Annotated in this window: 18 protein-coding genes; 15 read left to right on the forward strand and 3 right to left on the reverse strand. The window is 47.4% G+C overall.

Going from position 1 to position 15,752, the window contains the following annotated elements; translation table 11 throughout:
* The first annotated feature begins 98 nt into the window (after positions 1–98).
* Together coaD and C8N47_RS03205 are read left to right on the forward strand one after the other, a co-directional pair.
* Positions 99–581, forward strand: a complete 483-nt coding sequence (coaD, locus tag C8N47_RS03200) for a pantetheine-phosphate adenylyltransferase (protein WP_107821068.1) — start codon at positions 99–101, stop codon at positions 579–581.
* The gene (locus tag C8N47_RS03205) at positions 574–1,992 is read left to right on the forward strand and encodes a TlpA family protein disulfide reductase (RefSeq protein ID WP_107821069.1); all 1,419 of its coding nucleotides are present in this window, start codon (positions 574–576) and stop codon (positions 1,990–1,992) included. Before coaD ends, C8N47_RS03205 begins: the two co-directional genes overlap by 8 nt.
* Here C8N47_RS03205 and C8N47_RS03210 read toward each other — a convergent pair.
* Entirely contained in the window at positions 1,980–2,606 is a 627-nt protein-coding gene (locus C8N47_RS03210) for an NUDIX hydrolase (protein WP_170111269.1), read from the reverse strand. The two genes, C8N47_RS03205 and C8N47_RS03210, sit on opposite strands and share 13 nt — an antisense overlap.
* Positions 2,607–2,638: 32 nt before the next feature.
* Here C8N47_RS03210 and pyrE point away from each other — a divergent pair, with 32 nt between their 5' ends.
* The 6 genes from pyrE to C8N47_RS03240 all read left to right on the forward strand — a co-directional run bounded on the left by pyrE (position 2,639) and on the right by C8N47_RS03240 (position 7,466).
* Positions 2,639–3,274 (forward strand): orotate phosphoribosyltransferase, encoded by a 636-nt coding sequence (pyrE, locus tag C8N47_RS03215; RefSeq protein ID WP_107821071.1) that lies wholly within the window; start codon positions 2,639–2,641, stop codon positions 3,272–3,274.
* Positions 3,275–3,396: 122 nt separating this feature from the next.
* Entirely contained in the window at positions 3,397–3,846 is a 450-nt protein-coding gene (locus C8N47_RS03220) for a polyketide cyclase (protein WP_107821072.1), read from the forward strand.
* A 35-nt stretch (positions 3,847–3,881) separates the two neighbouring features.
* The gene (mnmH, locus tag C8N47_RS03225) at positions 3,882–4,913 is read left to right on the forward strand and encodes a tRNA 2-selenouridine(34) synthase MnmH (RefSeq protein WP_107821073.1); all 1,032 of its coding nucleotides are present in this window, start codon (positions 3,882–3,884) and stop codon (positions 4,911–4,913) included.
* Positions 4,906–5,937, forward strand: a complete 1,032-nt coding sequence (gene selD / locus C8N47_RS03230; RefSeq protein ID WP_107821074.1) for a selenide, water dikinase SelD — start codon at positions 4,906–4,908, stop codon at positions 5,935–5,937. The genes mnmH and selD overlap by 8 nt, the downstream gene beginning before the upstream one ends.
* A 219-nt stretch (positions 5,938–6,156) precedes the next feature.
* Positions 6,157–6,864 carry a hemerythrin domain-containing protein gene (locus C8N47_RS03235; protein ID WP_107821075.1) on the forward strand — a complete coding sequence of 236 codons (708 nt, stop codon included), beginning with the start codon at positions 6,157–6,159 and terminating at the stop codon, positions 6,862–6,864.
* Entirely contained in the window at positions 6,864–7,466 is a 603-nt protein-coding gene (locus C8N47_RS03240) for a helix-turn-helix transcriptional regulator (RefSeq protein WP_107821076.1), read from the forward strand. The genes C8N47_RS03235 and C8N47_RS03240 overlap by 1 nt, the downstream gene beginning before the upstream one ends.
* 80 nt (positions 7,467–7,546) lie before the next feature.
* Here C8N47_RS03240 and C8N47_RS03245 read toward each other — a convergent pair whose 3' ends face one another.
* Both C8N47_RS03245 and C8N47_RS03250 read right to left on the reverse strand, forming a co-directional pair.
* The gene (locus C8N47_RS03245) at positions 7,547–8,944 is read right to left on the reverse strand and encodes a S41 family peptidase (RefSeq protein WP_107821077.1); all 1,398 of its coding nucleotides are present in this window, start codon (positions 8,942–8,944) and stop codon (positions 7,547–7,549) included.
* 80 nt (positions 8,945–9,024) lie between these two features.
* Positions 9,025–9,774 (reverse strand): biotin--[acetyl-CoA-carboxylase] ligase, encoded by a 750-nt coding sequence (locus C8N47_RS03250; RefSeq protein ID WP_107821110.1) that lies wholly within the window; start codon positions 9,772–9,774, stop codon positions 9,025–9,027.
* Positions 9,775–9,894: 120 nt separating this feature from the next.
* On the opposite strand from C8N47_RS03250, the gene rsfS reads away from it, so the two are divergent.
* From rsfS to C8N47_RS03285, 7 genes are all read left to right on the forward strand, one after another.
* Entirely contained in the window at positions 9,895–10,275 is a 381-nt protein-coding gene (gene rsfS, locus C8N47_RS03255) for a ribosome silencing factor (RefSeq protein ID WP_107821078.1), read from the forward strand.
* Between the two features lie 3 nt (positions 10,276–10,278).
* The gene (ftsH, locus tag C8N47_RS03260) at positions 10,279–12,321 is read left to right on the forward strand and encodes an ATP-dependent zinc metalloprotease FtsH (RefSeq protein ID WP_107821079.1); all 2,043 of its coding nucleotides are present in this window, start codon (positions 10,279–10,281) and stop codon (positions 12,319–12,321) included.
* Between the two features lie 9 nt (positions 12,322–12,330).
* Entirely contained in the window at positions 12,331–12,963 is a 633-nt protein-coding gene (locus C8N47_RS03265) for a LutC/YkgG family protein (RefSeq protein ID WP_107821080.1), read from the forward strand.
* A gap of 8 nt (positions 12,964–12,971) precedes the next feature.
* On the forward strand, positions 12,972–13,178 hold the full coding sequence (locus tag C8N47_RS03270) for a putative signal transducing protein (protein WP_107821081.1): 207 nt from the start codon (positions 12,972–12,974) through the stop codon (positions 13,176–13,178).
* Positions 13,175–13,990, forward strand: coding sequence for a phosphatidate cytidylyltransferase (locus C8N47_RS03275; protein WP_107821082.1), 816 nt, complete (start codon positions 13,175–13,177; stop codon positions 13,988–13,990). Before C8N47_RS03270 ends, C8N47_RS03275 begins: the two co-directional genes overlap by 4 nt.
* A 151-nt stretch (positions 13,991–14,141) precedes the next feature.
* Complete coding sequence (locus C8N47_RS03280; RefSeq protein ID WP_107821083.1) at positions 14,142–14,798, forward strand: phosphatidylserine decarboxylase family protein; 657 nt, start codon at positions 14,142–14,144, stop codon at positions 14,796–14,798.
* Positions 14,798–15,544 carry a CDP-alcohol phosphatidyltransferase family protein gene (locus tag C8N47_RS03285; protein ID WP_107821084.1) on the forward strand — a complete coding sequence of 249 codons (747 nt, stop codon included), beginning with the start codon at positions 14,798–14,800 and terminating at the stop codon, positions 15,542–15,544. The genes C8N47_RS03280 and C8N47_RS03285 overlap by 1 nt, the downstream gene beginning before the upstream one ends.
* The last annotated feature ends 208 nt before the right edge of the window (positions 15,545–15,752 follow it).

The raw sequence follows: 15,752 nt of genomic DNA on the forward strand, positions 1-15,752 counted from the left end.
TACCGCAGTCCACCTAAGCAAACCAAGAATAAACCTCATATTCTTTCAGCATTCCGAATTTTATCGTTTATATTTGGTGATCGATTCAAAATAAACAAATGGAGAGAATTGCCATATTTCCGGGATCTTTTGATCCTTTCACGATCGGGCACGAAAGTGTTGTACGCCGTGCCTTGCCCATGTTTGACAAGGTGATTATCATGATTGGGTTTAACACCAATAAGCGGTCGTTTTTCCCGCTCGAGAAGCGCAAAGGATGGATTGCAAAGGTTTTCAAAGGAGAAAGCAAGGTTGAAGTTCGCACGCACGAAGGTTTAACGGTTGATTTTGCCCGATCGGTGAATGCCAATTACATTCTCCGTGGTTTGAGAACCTCGGCCGACTTCGAATACGAACGGGCTATTGCGCAGATGAACAAGAAACTTTTTCCGGAGATAGAGACGGTCTTTTTGCTGACGATGCCGGAACACACCCCTGTTAATTCGTCGATTGTTCGCGACATTATTCTTCATGGGGGCGATGCCAGCATGTTTATCCCTTCGGGCTTGGATATGGCTGAATTTACCTTAGACCATGAATAGGTTCGTTGCGGTATTACTTGTATTGCTGGGCTGTGCATCTGCTTTTGCGCAATCGCTGCCAACTGTTTTAAGCGGATTAGCTCCGGAGTATGCCGGCCGCCGGATTGCACTGCTGCAACAAACGGAGCCGCTAACCAACCAGCCGCAAAAAATCGGCACGATAACCATCCTTCCCGATGGATCGTTCTCAACGGCAGTCAAACTCTCGGGAACCTCGCATTGTTTTGCGGCTTTCGACCGTTGGCAAGCCGAAATTTACCTGGAGCCGGGAAAAAACTACCAAGTGGTTCTTCCTCCTTTTCAACCGCTTAGCGAGTCCGAAAAACAAAACCCTTTTTTTCAGCCGCAGCTGGTAAGCCTGGGCATTCAAAACTCGGACGATACTGACATCAACCATCTGATCCGGGTGTTTGAACAAAGCTACAGCGCGCTGGAAAGCCAATATTTCAACCAACTATTTAAGGATAAATCGCAGCCGGCAGCCGATTCGTTAATCGCGAAGCTTAGCCGCTCCTTTCCCCATAACGACAATCCCTATTTTGAGCAATACAAGTTCTACCGCTATGCCTCCATTCGCTTTGCCGTAAACCAGGCTAAAAGCAACGAATTCATTAAAAGCTATCTGGATCATCCCCCGCTGAATTTCAATCTGCCACCTTTTCGCCAGCTTTTCAACCAACAGTTTTCGAATTATTTCAACACCGAAAGCAACCAACTCAATGGCACAAACTTCAGAGTGCTGGTGGGAACGGCCAATCTCGCCGGAATTGAGCAATACCTGACACAAAATAAAGGATGGTCGCACGAACTCAGCCGTATGGTCATTATGAAAGGCATCAACGACGCTTATTACCAGCACACCTACAGTCCGGCGACCATGCTAAACCTGCTGGATAAAATTCAACAAAGCAACTGGCCTGCTACGGACAAGAAACTGGCACTACGGCTAAGTGAGAAACTACGCTACCTAAGCCCCGGAACAATGGCTCCAAACATCAGCATCACCAATTTTGAGGGCGAAGAACAGGAGCTCAGCAATTTCAACGGCCACTTAACTTATTTGCATTTTACAAGCGTTACCAATCCAATTTGTCGGCAACAGCTGGATGAGCTGGCCAAAATAGAGCAGCAGTTTAAAGGACAGTTAACCATTGTGAACCTGCTACCGGAAGCCAATCTCGATAAGAAAGAGTTGATTTTGCAGCAACACTGGGCAGGCACTTTTTTTACGGTAAACGAAGAAGCACGCGAAAGCTATCGGGTGAAAACATTCCCTAGCTCGTATCTGATTGACGAGACTGGAAAACTATGGGCTTCGCCGGCGCTCAACCCTCTGGATGGATTGTCGCACCAGTTGGCCGGCTACTTCAAACAAAAACAGCTGGAGCGTTTTCGCAATCAGGCGAAATAATCGCCCAACAGCAACTTCAGGTTTCCGTAGGTGGAAGCATAAACCGGCGCCAGTGCATCGGGCGCAAACCAGGCTACTTCGGTAATATCTTCCTCGGTCTGCGGAACGAGAGTCTCCCCGCCGTCATAGCGCATTTCGAACCAGCTGGTTTCTTTCCAAACCCAGTTGTCGGGCCCGGCCAAATACGGCGACCGGTAAATATGGAAGGTTGATGGCAGCTGCTTCACCAGCTTCAGCTGGCGAATGCCGCACTCCTCTTCAACTTCGCGAACAGCAGCATCTTCCACCCGCTCACCTTTTTCAATCTTGCCCTTGGGCAAATCCCATCGGCCAAATCGCTTGATAAACAAAATCTCGCCCGCCGGATTGCGCACAAGCCCTCCCGCCGCCGGAAGTTGCACCATCGATGAAATCACCGCTTCAATCAATTCACTTTTTATCAAACAGTTAAAAACAGGTTCTTCAACACATTTCGCTCCATCAAGCGATTCGAGCAAAGCCATAAAGGATGAAACACGTTCTATATCAATCACTTGCTCAATGTTACCTGAACGTAAATTCTTATTTTCAGGCTGAAGAAGGATCAGGCATTCATTAAAAAAAACTTTGTACATTTGCGCTGTATTCAGAAAAAACATTTACCATTATGCAAGACATCCAATTGGAAGTAACCAAAAAGCTCGTACAAATTAACACAATAAAAATCCAACCTTCAAACCCATTTACATGGGCCTCAGGCTGGAAAGCTCCCATATATTGCGACAACCGCAAATTGTTGTCGTACCCTGAAGCCAGAACCTTTGTTTGCAAGCAATTTGCCAAAATCATCCGCGAAAAATATCCGCAGGTAGAAGTGATTGCCGGAGTTGCAACAGGCGCAATCGCTCATGGCGTGTTGGTTGCTGAAGAACTCGGTCTTCCATTCATCTATGTGCGTGCGAAACCCAAAGATCACGGGTTGGAAAACCTGATTGAGGGAGATTTGAAAGCCGGACAAAAAGTGGTGATTATCGAAGACTTAGTTTCAACAGGAGTGAGCAGCTTGAAAGCAGCCGAGGCTATCCAAACAGCCGGCGGTGCCGAAATCCTGGGTATGTTAGCCATCTTCACCTACAACTTCCCGGTAGCCAAAGAAGCTTTCGAAAAAGCAGGCATCGAACTGACCACTTTAAGTCGCTATCAAACCCTGTTGGAAGTAGCCCTGGAGTCGGGTGAAATTGAAGAAAGCCAACTCGAATCGCTGAACCAATGGCGTGAAGATCCGGCCAACTGGGGAAAATAATCCAGACAATATTTAGTATATCTTTAGCAATCCCCGGCCCTGTCGGGGATTTTTATGTTTTTAACTATTGGTTCATAAACCAGGTACACCATTGAGCTGTACCACAAAACAATTACACAAGTATGGCATTGCAGAAATATGTAAGCGATATTAAAGTCATCGAGCAAAACCAGGATATCGTCTATAACTACTTATCCAACTTCGAGAACCTTTCAACTTATGTCAATGAAGGGCTGCTGGCAAAAATGAATGAATCGGTGCCGCAAATCCAGGTGTCCGATTTCGAGTCCGACAACGACTCCTGTCGTTTCAACATATCGGGTATGGGACAAGCCGAAATACGCATCATTGACCGTGAGCCGAGCAAGACCATCAAAATAAACAGCTCGGGCGGATTGCCAATCGGCATCACCTTTTGGATTCAGCTGCTGCCCGTAACCCCTTACCAGTCGAAGATTAAATTAACCCTGCATGCCGAAATGAGCATGATGATCAAGATGATGGTTAATAAAAAGCTGGAAAAAGGGATTAACCAACTGGCCGATATGCTCACTCAGCTCCCCTATCGTTAACAGTCACTTATAATTCGATCTGAACAGCAAAAAAAATGGTAAAACAACTCACCATCGATGAATATTTCAATGGATATGCAAACTTACCGCTAATTGATGTTCGGTCGCCCGGCGAATACCAAAAGGGACACATCCCCGGAGCTCACAGTATTCCGTTATTTACCAACGACGAGCGAGCCGAAATTGGAACGATCTACGTTCATCAATCGCGCGAAAAAGCCATTGAAAGGGGTTACCAGTTGGTCAACCCCAAACTCCAGCACTATATCAACCGCTCGGCAGCAATTGCGGCCGACAAACGCGTTGTCGTTCACTGCTGGCGGGGGGGCATGCGTAGTGCTTCGTTTGCACAACACCTGGCCGACAATGATTTCCGCGAAGTATATACCATCAAAGGAGGCTACAAAGCCTTCCGCAACCACGCGCTGAAAACCTTCGATCATCCATTTCGCTTAAATGTACTTGGCGGATATACCGGAAGCGGAAAAACCGAAATTCTGAAAGTTCTTCAGGCTAAGGGCGAACAGGTGATTGATCTGGAAAAACTGGCCAATCATAAAGGATCGGCCTTTGGAGGAATCGGACAACAGGAACAACCCACCGTGGAACAATTCGAAAACAACCTGTTTGAAGCATTCCGGCAGCTGGATTTCAACAAGCCCATCTGGCTTGAAGATGAAAGTCACAACATTGGCAGGGTACAAATTCCGATCAATCTCTTCAGACAAATACGCAGCTTGCCGCTTCTCTTTCTGGACATCCCTGTTGAAGAGCGAACAAACAAGCTTGTAGCCGAATATGGACAATGCAAAACCGACGAGCTTGCGGGGGCCATTCAACGCATACACAAACGCCTAGGTGGCCTGGCCGTTAAAACAGCTCTCCAATCGCTGGAAGCAGGAGATTTGAATGAAGTAACCCGAATCGCCCTGTTCTATTACGACAAGGCCTACCAAAAAGGAATGAACGCCCGCGACCGGGCAACGGTGATCACCATAGCCCTGGAAAGTACAAACGCTGAAGTGAATGCCGCAAAAATTTTACAAAAAACGACACACCATGTCTGAAATAAAACTCACTCAATACAGCCACGGAGCCGGATGTGGCTGTAAAATTTCGCCCGAAGTACTCAGTAATATCCTGCATCACGCGCAGGAGCAGATTAACGACCCGCGCTTGCTGGTTGGCAACGCCAGTCGCGACGATGCAGCCGTTTACGATATGCAAAACGGAACGGCCATCATTAGCACAACCGACTTCTTCATGCCCATTGTCGACGATCCGTTTACTTTTGGCAAGATTGCAGCCACCAATGCCATCAGCGATATCTACGCCATGGGGGGAACTCCCTTGCTGGCCATCGCCATTCTGGGCTGGCCGGTGAATAAAATTCCCGCCGAAGCAGCTCAAAAAGTGATGGAAGGTGGTCGTCAGGCTTGTTTCGAGGCAGGCATTGTACTTGCCGGAGGCCACAGCATCGACAGCCCCGAGCCAATTTTCGGATTAGCAGTTACCGGCCAGGTTGACTTGAGCAAACTAAAACGTAACGACACCGCCACGGAAGGTTGCTTACTGTACCTGACCAAACCCCTGGGTGTTGGTGTTTTTACCACTGCTCAAAAACAAGGAAAACTAAAAGCTGAACACGCCGATGTCGCCGTAGAGGCGATGACAACACTGAACAGTATCGGTCGCGAGCTGGCCGATGTTGCCGGCATCCGCGCAATGACCGATGTTACCGGTTTTGGCCTGCTGGGCCACCTGACCGAAATGTGCGAAGGCAGTAAGCTGTCGGCCGAACTTGAGTTCGACAAAATTCCACTGTTCGATGATGTACAGGACTATATTGACAAAAATTGCGTTCCGGGCGGCACACACCGCAACTGGGCCAGTTACGGCTGCGGCATCCAACTGCGAAACGAGAAGGATAGCCTCATTCTGTGCGACCCCCAAACCTCCGGAGGCTTACTGATTGCTGTTGAGCCCGATGCCCAACAGCAGGTCGAACAGATCCTTCAGGCACACAATTTCAAGGCTGAACCCTTCGGACAGTTGACCAAACAAGCGGAAAAACGAATCGTGGTGCGATAATGCTGAGGCATTTGCAACTTAGATCGTTTCATCGGCTAATTCACAAACAGAAACACTTGGGGACAGTGATGCCTGATATTTGAAAACCACTCTAACGATCTATTCAACTACAAATCGGTATTATTTTATCGCGGCTTTAATCAATTTCGCCGAAAAAATGTTTTACAAAGCAGTGGCACTGATTTCGCCATCAACAAGCTCTAATCACGCGAAAAAGGAATGAAAATATTCACAAAAGACAACAAAATAAGTTCGTTGGTTGCAACCAATTCCAATCTGATACCGGTGATCAACCGCTTTGGTATTCTACTGGGATTTAAGGAGAAGACAATTGAAGAAATCTGTTTGGAGAAAAATGTCAATACCGATTTCTTCCTGGCCATTGTAAACACTTACACCAACGAGAATTATTTCCCCGAAGACGAGCTGCTGTCCTTCTCGCCCCTACTGTTGATCGACTATCTGAAAACCACGCACCGCTATTACAACCAGTATGTTTTGCCCAAAATTGAGCGTTTACTGGCGGCAGTGATGCAAACCTGTGCCGAGAATTGCTCGAGCCTGAAGATGATCAGCAGCTTCTACCAAAAATTCAAGACGGAGTTACACATCCATCTGGCCCAGGAAGATGAAAAAGTTTTTCCGTACATCATTGATTTGTACCACAACCGGGTGCTCACCGAAGGCAAATCTATTCGGAAATATGAAGACGAACATACCAGTGTGGAAGAAAAGCTTAGCGACCTGAAAAACCTGGTAATTAAATACCTGGAGCCCACCTACGATCCCAGCGCGATGGTTGAATTTCTGAACACCTTGTTTCAGTTTGAAAAAGATTTATTCGACCATGCCCGCATCGAGGATCTAATCTTAATCAAGCAGGTCATACGGATTGAAGAGGAACTCAAAACAAATGCTGCCCGGTAATGGAAGAGAATGTATTTATTATTCATCCCTCTGAAATAGTCCGGAAAGGGCTGGCGCTTATTTTACAGGAATATTTCAAAATGGAGATCACCCAGCTGAGCTCCATTAACGATCTGAATTCGTTTGCAGCCATCACCAACAACCTGATCATTGTTATCATTCAGAAGGGACTGGTTTTGCCCGTAGAAACGGAAGAACGCCTGCGTAAAAACAACCAGTTTTTCCTGATCAGTCTCAGTGCATCAACCGATACCGAGGGTGTCACCGACGGCTACGATTACGATTTGAATGTACTGGCCTCCAATTTGGAGATCCAGAAACTGGTACAGGTAATTCGCAAATCGGCCAGCAAAACCAAAACAAGCAATACCGATAATGGCGACCTCACCCAACGCGAAAAAGATGTCATCCGTCAGGTTGCGCTGGGCTTGTCGAATAAAGAAATGGCTGACAAACTGAACATCAGCATCCATACCGTCATATCGCACCGCAAAAACATCACTGAAAAGCTGAATATCAAATCCATCTCGGGGCTAACCGTTTATGCGATCATGAACAACCTGTTGGACATTTCGGATATTAACCCCGAAGAACTCATTTAATCCGGCTTCAATAAACGAATGAATACAAAGAGTCCCGCCAATTAACATCGGCGGGACTCTTTGTATTCATTCACATTATCCTATTCCGAAATCACTTTTCCATGCGGAACAAATAAGTTTCGCTTCAGTTCCATTTTTGCCGGATTCAACTCCCGACTGATCAATTTCATTTTAGCCGATTTAACAGAAGCGGTTGCCACAGGAGCTCCGGTGGTAATTAAGCTAAGAGCTTGGGCCAGCATCGGATCGGCCGGATCGCCAAACGGGACAGTCTCCAGAAGATCATCCAAGATTTCATAATCGGGCTGCAGGCCATCGCTAAAATCAGTATAACCATTCGCATTGGCATATTTCATGACCACAGGAAGCATACACCATTCTTCGTTATCGTCGGGTAACACGTACATGCCGGTATATTTGCCGTAAGTTGCCTCGCCAATCTGCACAACATTCATGTACGGTGCCAGGCCGGTAATTAGCAATTCGCTGGCCGAAGCCGTTCCCGAAGTCGTCAGAAAGTACACCGTCCCCAAATTCATATTTACAGTAGTGGTATCGGTAAACGAATAATAAAGTTCGTCGGGATAATAATACTCATAAGCAGCCTGCACGTCATCGTTAAACTGCAAATTGATTAGCGTCTCGTGATTGGTGACAACACTGGCCGGAGCAATAGTTGAAGCCAGATAGCTGGCAGCGTCAATTTCGCCTCCCGGGTTATAGCGTAAATCCACCACCAGATCGCGAATACCTTCCGCTTTAAAGTCATCGAAAATTTCGTCCATCGAGCTCAAAAACTTGTCATCATCGCCGGCAACAAACTCAACATACGCCAGGTAACCCACTTTGGTACCATCGGCATCCAGTACCGTGTGATAGACCGAGGGATCAGTAGAAACAACGCGAGCCGTGAGATCATAGGAAGCTCCCGACAATCCGATAGAGCTGCCCGACAGCAGCCCCAATTGAACGGAATAACTACTGCCGGAATACAAATCGTAATAATTATCGGTGGTCATTGCTGTATTGTCAATTTCCAGGATGATATCTCCACGTTTCAAACCGGCTTCTTCCGCCGGTGAGTTCGGGTAGACGTACTTCACGACAATAAACACGCTTGTATTATCACTAAACAAATAGAAAGCCGGCTCAAAGCCCATGGTTACCGGCACACCGCTAAAGTCGGCTGCCAACGAGGAATAATCATCGGTAATCCACGACCACTCGTCCTCGTCGGTATAAAGCAATTTCTCAAAATACAGGGCTGGATCTTCCTCCTGTGTCTCATCAACATCGGGCATCCGGTCGTTCCACAAATAGAAGGTTTCCATGTTATCCTTAATCCACCCATTCGTGGCTAAAGTCGCTGCATCAATCTTGTCGCTGCCATCTACAATTGTTTCTTCGTCTTTTTCACAGGCCGTCATCAGTAGCAGTAGTCCTGCAAAAAGCTGAATCACCCAAAAATTGTGTTTCATAGTCTATGATGTATTTTCGTTTTTTACTAAGTCCAGTTAGCTGGGCATCAACCCTACCCTGATTTTCAAAGATATTAAACTTATATCAAATATGAGACTTCTTTAAAATGATACTCATTCACCAGGCCACTTTCTTCTTCAACCTTTAACTGACCTATTTCATTTACACCGATAATGCGACCGCGGTATTCATGGTTTTCATCCCGAAAGGTATGCCAACTATTTAGCCGAAAGAGTTTAGCCTCGAACAAGCGATTAATCTCACCTACATTGCCGTCGATCAATTGACAATAGTAACGGTCTATTTGTTCCAGCAACTCCTGCAAAACAGCTTTCAGGTCGAATGTTTGACCGGTTAATTGAAACAGGGATACCGGGTTGGGTGCATCAGAAACGAAGGTCGCCTGATTGATATTCAATCCAATACCAACCACCGACGAACTAAAACGACCATTCATGATCGCATTCTCGATCAGGATGCCGCAAATCTTTTTGTTGCCAACATAAATATCATTTGGCCATTTAATAGAAACCTGATCGACATACTTACGCAAAAAGGCATCGATGCCCAGGCAAACGGCCTTCGATAACAGAAATTGATCCTTGATTTCCAAAAAATCAGGATGCAGAACAATTGAAAAAGTCAGGTTTTTCCCATCTTCACTTTCCCAACGGTTGCTTTGTTGCCCGCGCCCCGAAGTTTGATTCACTGCCAAAAAGACAGTACCCTCTTCTACTTCATTTTCACGAACTTGACTGGTGGCATAGTTATTGGTACTGGCCACCCGTTCCAAAAGCACAACCGTTCGACCAATAACAGAAGTCTTCATTTTTGAGCTTTTTAACAAATATGAACAAACTATTTTTTTTATTTTCAGTTTATTACCCGAAACGAGAATAAACATCAAAATAAGCGAAAAAATTTATCTTTGTATCTCTAATAAAAATCTATGGCAAAAACGCAGAAAGAGAAGGATAGCGAAAATCTTATCCACGCGATTATTGAAGGCATCGACCGCAACAAAGGATTGGACATTGTAAAAATAGATCTCCGGAAAATCAATCACTCCGAATGTAATTATTTCATCATCTGTCACGGAAATTCGAACACCCATGTGGATGCCATCGCCCGCTCGGTTGAAAAAACAGTTGAAGAACTAACCGGCGAGAAAGTATGGCATAAGGATGGCTATCAGAATTCGCTGTGGATCTTGCTGGATTATGCCGATATTATGGTGCACATCTTTCAGTACGAGGCCCGTAATTTTTACAATCTGGAGAACCTTTGGGCCGACGCCTTAGTTGAAGAAGTAAATATTGAAAACAAGTAAATAATGGCTGACAATAAATCAAATAATAACAAAAGCAAAAAACGTCCGAATCTGGGCAATCTGAAACCGGGGGCTAAACCTCCCAAGTTCAACCCCTACTGGATTTACGGGATCGCTATCGTGGTCTTTCTGGCTGTACAATATTTTAGTTTTGGCAGCGGGCCGGTGCAAACAAACTGGCAGGAAGTAAAACAAACCATGCTGAAAGACGGCGACATTGCCAAGCTGGTTGTTGTAAACGAACGCGAAGCCCGGATTACCCTGAAGGAAACCAGCTACCAAAAGTACGCCGATAAACTGAATACAGGTTTCAATACCCCATCGAAAATCGGTCCTCACTTTTACTTTGAAATCGGCCCGGCCGATGTTTTTGCCAACGAGTTCAAGGACACGCAGAAAGATCTTCCCGAAGCGCAACGCTTAAGTATTGAGTGGAAAACCGAAACCAACTATTTCGGTGAAATTCTGGGATGGATCTTCCCCTTCATTCTGATTATAGCGCTATATCTGTGGTTCTTCCGCCGCATGAGCAAAGGAACCGGTGGCGGTGGCGCCGGCAATATTTTCAGTGTCGGAAAATCGCAGGCCAAGGTCTTCGACAAAGACTCGCGGGTAAACACAACCTTTAAAGATGTTGCCGGCTTGTCGGAAGCCAAGCAGGAGGTTGAAGAAATTGTGGAGTTCCTGAAGAACCCTTCGAAATACACCAAGCTGGGTGGTAAAATCCCCAAAGGAGCGCTGCTGGTAGGTCCTCCGGGAACCGGTAAAACTCTGCTTGCCAAAGCGGTTGCCGGCGAAGCCAACGTACCATTTTTCTCCATGTCGGGTTCCGACTTTGTGGAAATGTTTGTCGGCGTGGGTGCATCGCGTGTTCGCGACCTGTTTAAACAAGCCAAAGAAAAATCGCCCTGTATCATCTTCATCGACGAGATTGACGCCATTGGCCGCGCCCGGGGAAAAAACCCCAATATGGGATCGAACGATGAACGCGAGAACACCCTGAACCAGCTGCTGACCGAGATGGATGGTTTCGACACCAACTCGGGTGTTATCATCCTGGCGGCAACAAACCGTGCCGACATTCTGGATCGCGCCCTGCTGCGTGCCGGACGTTTCGACCGCCAGATTCATGTTGAATTGCCCGACCTGAACGAACGTCGCGACATTTTCAAGGTGCACCTGCGGCCGTTAAAGCTGGCTGAAGAAGTTGAAGTAAACTTCCTGGCCAAGCAAACCCCCGGCTTCTCGGGTGCCGACATTGCCAACGTTTGTAACGAAGCCGCACTGATTGCCGCCCGTAACAACCACGACAAGGTAAACAAACAAGACTTTCTGGATGCTGTTGACCGGATTATAGGCGGTTTGGAAAAGAAAAATAAAATCATCTCGAAAGATGAGAAAAAGCGTATCGCCTATCACGAAGCAGGCCATGCCACCATCAGCTGGTTGCTCGAACATGCTCACCCGCTGGTAAAAGTGACCATTGTGCCGCGCGGTAAAGCCCTGGGCGCTGCCTGGTACCTGCCCGAAGAACGCTCCATCACAACCAAAGAGCAATTACTGGACGAGATGTGTTCGACCCTGGGAGGCCGCGCTGCCGAACAGCTGGCTTTCGGCAACATTTCGTCGGGAGCGCAAAACGACCTGGAGAAGGTGACCAAAACAGCCTATGCCATGATCAGCATTTACGGCATGAGCGATAAGGTTGGTAACTTCAGCTATTACGACTCAACCGGCCAGAACGACTTTGGCTTCACCAAGCCATACAGCGAAAAAACCGCTGAACTGATTGACGCCGAAGCCAAGATCATGATTGACGAGCAGTACCAGCGTGCGCTAAAAGTGCTGCAAGAAAATGTTGAAGGACACCACCAGCTAGCCGAGAAACTGCTGGAAAAAGAGGTGATTTTTGGCGAAGATCTGGAAACCATCTTCGGGAAACGCCCCTGGCACAAAGACGAGCTGCCGGGTAATGGTAATGCCACCGAAAACAAGCCATTGCCCCCCGTGGAAGAAAGTCCGAACATTGAAGAAAAAACTGAATAAAACCGCATCATGTCGTCAAGGGAAAATATTTTAGCCCGTATAAAACAAGCCCGGGAAAGCCGGCCGGAACAACTGATTCCGCAACCGGATTTCGGATCGCCCATATATCACGAACCCAACGGCAGCCTGGCCGACTGGTTTCAGGAAAATTTAGAATTGGTAGCCGGCACCGTGTTGCGCCCCCAAAACCTGTCCGAAGCTGTTGGGTTGATTGCCCAACTGCAGAAAGAGGAAAACTGGCAAAACCTGTTTTGTGCCGACCCGCAACTGCAAAAAGCACTGAGTGGCCAAGTCAACATTCAGCAAAACGAAGATGAATTTTTGCAGCTCGACGCCGGCATAACCGGCTGCGAGTTCTTGGTGGCTCACCTGGGCTCGGTCATGATCAGCTCGGCCAGCCCTTCGGGACGCAGGCTGCATGTTTTCCCCGAAACCCATCTGGTGGTTGCCCATCAACGTCAGCTGGTGAAGTACCTCGACGATGCCATGATGGCCATACAGGCCAAATACCACGGAAAGCTGCCCAGCTCAATCACCAACATTACCGGCCCGAGTCGGACCGCCGACATCGAAAAAACGCTGGTGATGGGTATGCATGGTCCTAAAAAGCTGCTTGTTTTGTTGTGTGACGAACCGTTTTAACCCACACCATGGAAAAAGATTTTGTGTTAATTTACCGGACAACTGTTCCCTTTCAGGCCGAAATTGCCCGCGACCTGCTGACCGACAACGGCGTGAACTGTGTAGTGCTAAACCAACAGGACTCGGCAATTCCGAGCTTTGGCGAAATGAAAGTTTATGTGCATCAGAACGACCGCGAACAAGCTCTCAACCTTCTTAAAAACTTAATCAATTGAAAAACCTACTCACGCGTTCCATCACCGGTCTTATTTTCGTTGCCGTTATTTTAGCCGGCTTGTTTTTGGGCGAATACACCTTTGGCATTTTGTTTTTAGCCATTTTGATTGGCGCCTTATACGAATTTTTCAACGTGACCAGCGAAACAGGCTTCAAACCGCATCGGGTGCTGGCCTCCATCACCGGCGCCTTGGCCTTCATTTTGAGTTTTCTGATTGCCTCGGAACGGATCTCAGCCATCTGGTTTTTCAGCATTTTTCCCTTCATCCTGATAACCTTTATCAACGAACTGTTTGCCAACAAAAAGCATTCGCTTCAAAATATTGCCATCAGCCTGGCCGGCTTAATTTATGCCACCGTACCGCTGAGTCTGAGCAATTACCTGGTGTTCTCGAAATTCCACGGACACTACAGCCCAAAACTGTTTTTAGCCTTGCTCATTCTTATTTGGGTATACGACTCGGGGGCTTACCTCTTTGGCGTGAGCCTGGGCAAGCACCGTTTATTCGAGCGCGTGTCGCCAAAAAAATCGTGGGAAGGCGCTATTGGCGGAACCCTGGTGGCAGTGGGTGTTTCGGCCTTACTATCGCGTTACATCACCGAAATTTCGATGTTGCATTGGATCGTTTTGGGCTTTCTGATTGTGGTTTCGGCCACCCTGGGCGACCTGACCGAATCGATGATTAAGCGGCAATTTGGGGTGAAGGACAGCGGTACCATCTTCCCCGGCCATGGCGGAATACTGGATCGCTTCGACTCGCTGCTGTTTGCCATCCCGGTGTTTGTATGCTACCTCGAGGTCTTCATTTAGCTTCTTTTAAATTGAAACCCGGCAAAGCATTGCAATTTTACTTATTTTTGCAGCGCATGGCTTGCGGTGCACAACCGGCTGAATACGGAAGATTAACGGTCGTTTGGCGCAGCAGCCCATCAACTGATATCAATTTAAACCAACAAAATACATGAGATTTCATCCGGCGGGAAAAACAATTATCCGCAATACCATCCTGATTGCGCTGGCATTGAACCTGATTGGCTGGCTGTTTGTCAGCATCCCAATCGTTAGTGGCCTGCTCAGCCTTACAGCCCTGGTTATCCTTGTCTTAGTTTTGCAATTCTTCCGCTACCCCAACCGCAAAGTGCAATTGAACCCCAAACAGGTAATTTGCCCTGCCGACGGTAAGGTTTGTGTGATTGAAGAAACGCAGGAAAACCTTTACCTGAAACAGAAGTGCCTGAAAGTATCAATCTTTATGTCGCCGCTGAATGTGCACATCAACTGGGTACCGGTACCGGGCAAGGTTACTTTTCTGAAGCATAAAGAAGGGGAATTTTACGCCGCCTTTAAAGACAAATCGGCCGAGGAAAACGAACGCTTCTGCACAGCCATCCAACTGGCCGACGGTCGCGAGATTATGGCCAACCAGGTAGCCGGAGCTGTTGCCCGCCGCATCCTCAACTTTTTGGAAGATGGCCAACAAGTGACCCAAGATATGGAGATGGGCTTCATTCGCTTTGGCTCGCGCGTGGACTTGTACCTGCCGCTGGACACCAAACTGAAGGTAAAACTGGGCGACAAAGTAACCGGATCGCAAACCATTATTGGAGAGTTAAGCTAATGAAAACTGTTCGCAATTTCTTTTTCTGGGTTCCTAACTTCATCACCTCGCTGAACCTGGTAGCCGGTAGTGTGGCCGTGTTTCTGGGGGTGCAAGGTTATTTGGGCTGGGCTGCTATCTGTATTGCCCTGGCCTCGGTATTCGACTTTATGGATGGCATGGCTGCACGCCTGCTGCACTCCTACTCCGAAATTGGTAAACAAATGGACTCGCTGGCCGACCTGGTATCCTTTGGCCTGGCACCGGCCGCCATGCTGACTGCGATGTTGCAGTTGGCCATGTTTGGCGAAGTTCGTCCGCTCCTAAATATTGAAGCTAGCTGGCTGCAATGGGTTTTCCTGTTCTCGGCTTTGCTGGTTCCTGTTGCCGGGGCCTTCCGTCTGGCCAAGTTCAATCTCGACACCCGCCAAACCGAAAGTTTCCTGGGCTTGCCCATCCCGGCCAATGCCTTGTTTTACGCCTCGCTGGCTGTGGTTGTCGACTGGGGCAGCAACGCAGCGCTGGACCAGGTGATCCTGAACCGCTTTAACCTGCTGACAGCAATCGCCATCATTTCGGCGCTGATGATCTCGGAAATTCCGATGTTCTCGCTGAAATTTAAAAACCTGAAATGGAAAGGCAACGAGATTCGTCTGCTGTTTTTACTGCTTTGCGTGGCCTTATTCGTAAGCCTCAACGTATATGGGTTACCGCTGATCATCATCAGCTACATCACCATTTCGCTGGTGCAAAAAGTGGTGGCTTAAGCCAACTACAAACACGTCTTTAGCATTATTTTCAATCAATATAGAACGGCCCCGGAAATGGGGTCGTTTTTTTGTTGCACGAAATCGGCTAATCAAATCCAGCGGATTTGTATGTATCCGTCTCCACGATAACGTATAGGCTTTCGGGATTATTCTTTCGATTTTCACATCCTTGATGTTTCACAAAAAAAAGGATGTACTATGATTT

This window comes from Mangrovibacterium marinum (assembly GCF_003046625.1).
Classification (GTDB): domain Bacteria; phylum Bacteroidota; class Bacteroidia; order Bacteroidales; family Prolixibacteraceae; genus Mangrovibacterium; species Mangrovibacterium marinum.

What these genes read in the sequence shown, in the direction of transcription:
- C8N47_RS03210 (WP_170111269.1), bottom strand. Translation starts at nt 2,606, where the DNA reads ATGTACAAAGTTTTTTTTAATGAATGCCTGATCCTTCTTCAGCCTGAA.
- C8N47_RS03285 (WP_107821084.1), top strand. Translation starts at nt 14,798, where the DNA reads ATGAAAACTGTTCGCAATTTCTTTTTCTGGGTTCCTAACTTCATCACC.
- C8N47_RS03220 (WP_107821072.1), top strand. Translation starts at nt 3,397, where the DNA reads ATGGCATTGCAGAAATATGTAAGCGATATTAAAGTCATCGAGCAAAAC.
- selD (WP_107821074.1), top strand. Translation starts at nt 4,906, where the DNA reads ATGTCTGAAATAAAACTCACTCAATACAGCCACGGAGCCGGATGTGGC.
- C8N47_RS03240 (WP_107821076.1), top strand. Translation starts at nt 6,864, where the DNA reads ATGGAAGAGAATGTATTTATTATTCATCCCTCTGAAATAGTCCGGAAA.
- C8N47_RS03265 (WP_107821080.1), top strand. Translation starts at nt 12,331, where the DNA reads ATGTCGTCAAGGGAAAATATTTTAGCCCGTATAAAACAAGCCCGGGAA.
- ftsH (WP_107821079.1), top strand. Translation starts at nt 10,279, where the DNA reads ATGGCTGACAATAAATCAAATAATAACAAAAGCAAAAAACGTCCGAAT.
- C8N47_RS03280 (WP_107821083.1), top strand. Translation starts at nt 14,142, where the DNA reads ATGAGATTTCATCCGGCGGGAAAAACAATTATCCGCAATACCATCCTG.
- C8N47_RS03205 (WP_107821069.1), top strand. Translation starts at nt 574, where the DNA reads ATGAATAGGTTCGTTGCGGTATTACTTGTATTGCTGGGCTGTGCATCT.
- rsfS (WP_107821078.1), top strand. Translation starts at nt 9,895, where the DNA reads ATGGCAAAAACGCAGAAAGAGAAGGATAGCGAAAATCTTATCCACGCG.
- pyrE (WP_107821071.1), top strand. Translation starts at nt 2,639, where the DNA reads ATGCAAGACATCCAATTGGAAGTAACCAAAAAGCTCGTACAAATTAAC.
- C8N47_RS03250 (WP_107821110.1), bottom strand. Translation starts at nt 9,774, where the DNA reads ATGAAGACTTCTGTTATTGGTCGAACGGTTGTGCTTTTGGAACGGGTG.
- C8N47_RS03270 (WP_107821081.1), top strand. Translation starts at nt 12,972, where the DNA reads ATGGAAAAAGATTTTGTGTTAATTTACCGGACAACTGTTCCCTTTCAG.
- C8N47_RS03245 (WP_107821077.1), bottom strand. Translation starts at nt 8,944, where the DNA reads ATGAAACACAATTTTTGGGTGATTCAGCTTTTTGCAGGACTACTGCTA.
- coaD (WP_107821068.1), top strand. Translation starts at nt 99, where the DNA reads ATGGAGAGAATTGCCATATTTCCGGGATCTTTTGATCCTTTCACGATC.
- C8N47_RS03235 (WP_107821075.1), top strand. Translation starts at nt 6,157, where the DNA reads ATGAAAATATTCACAAAAGACAACAAAATAAGTTCGTTGGTTGCAACC.
- mnmH (WP_107821073.1), top strand. Translation starts at nt 3,882, where the DNA reads ATGGTAAAACAACTCACCATCGATGAATATTTCAATGGATATGCAAAC.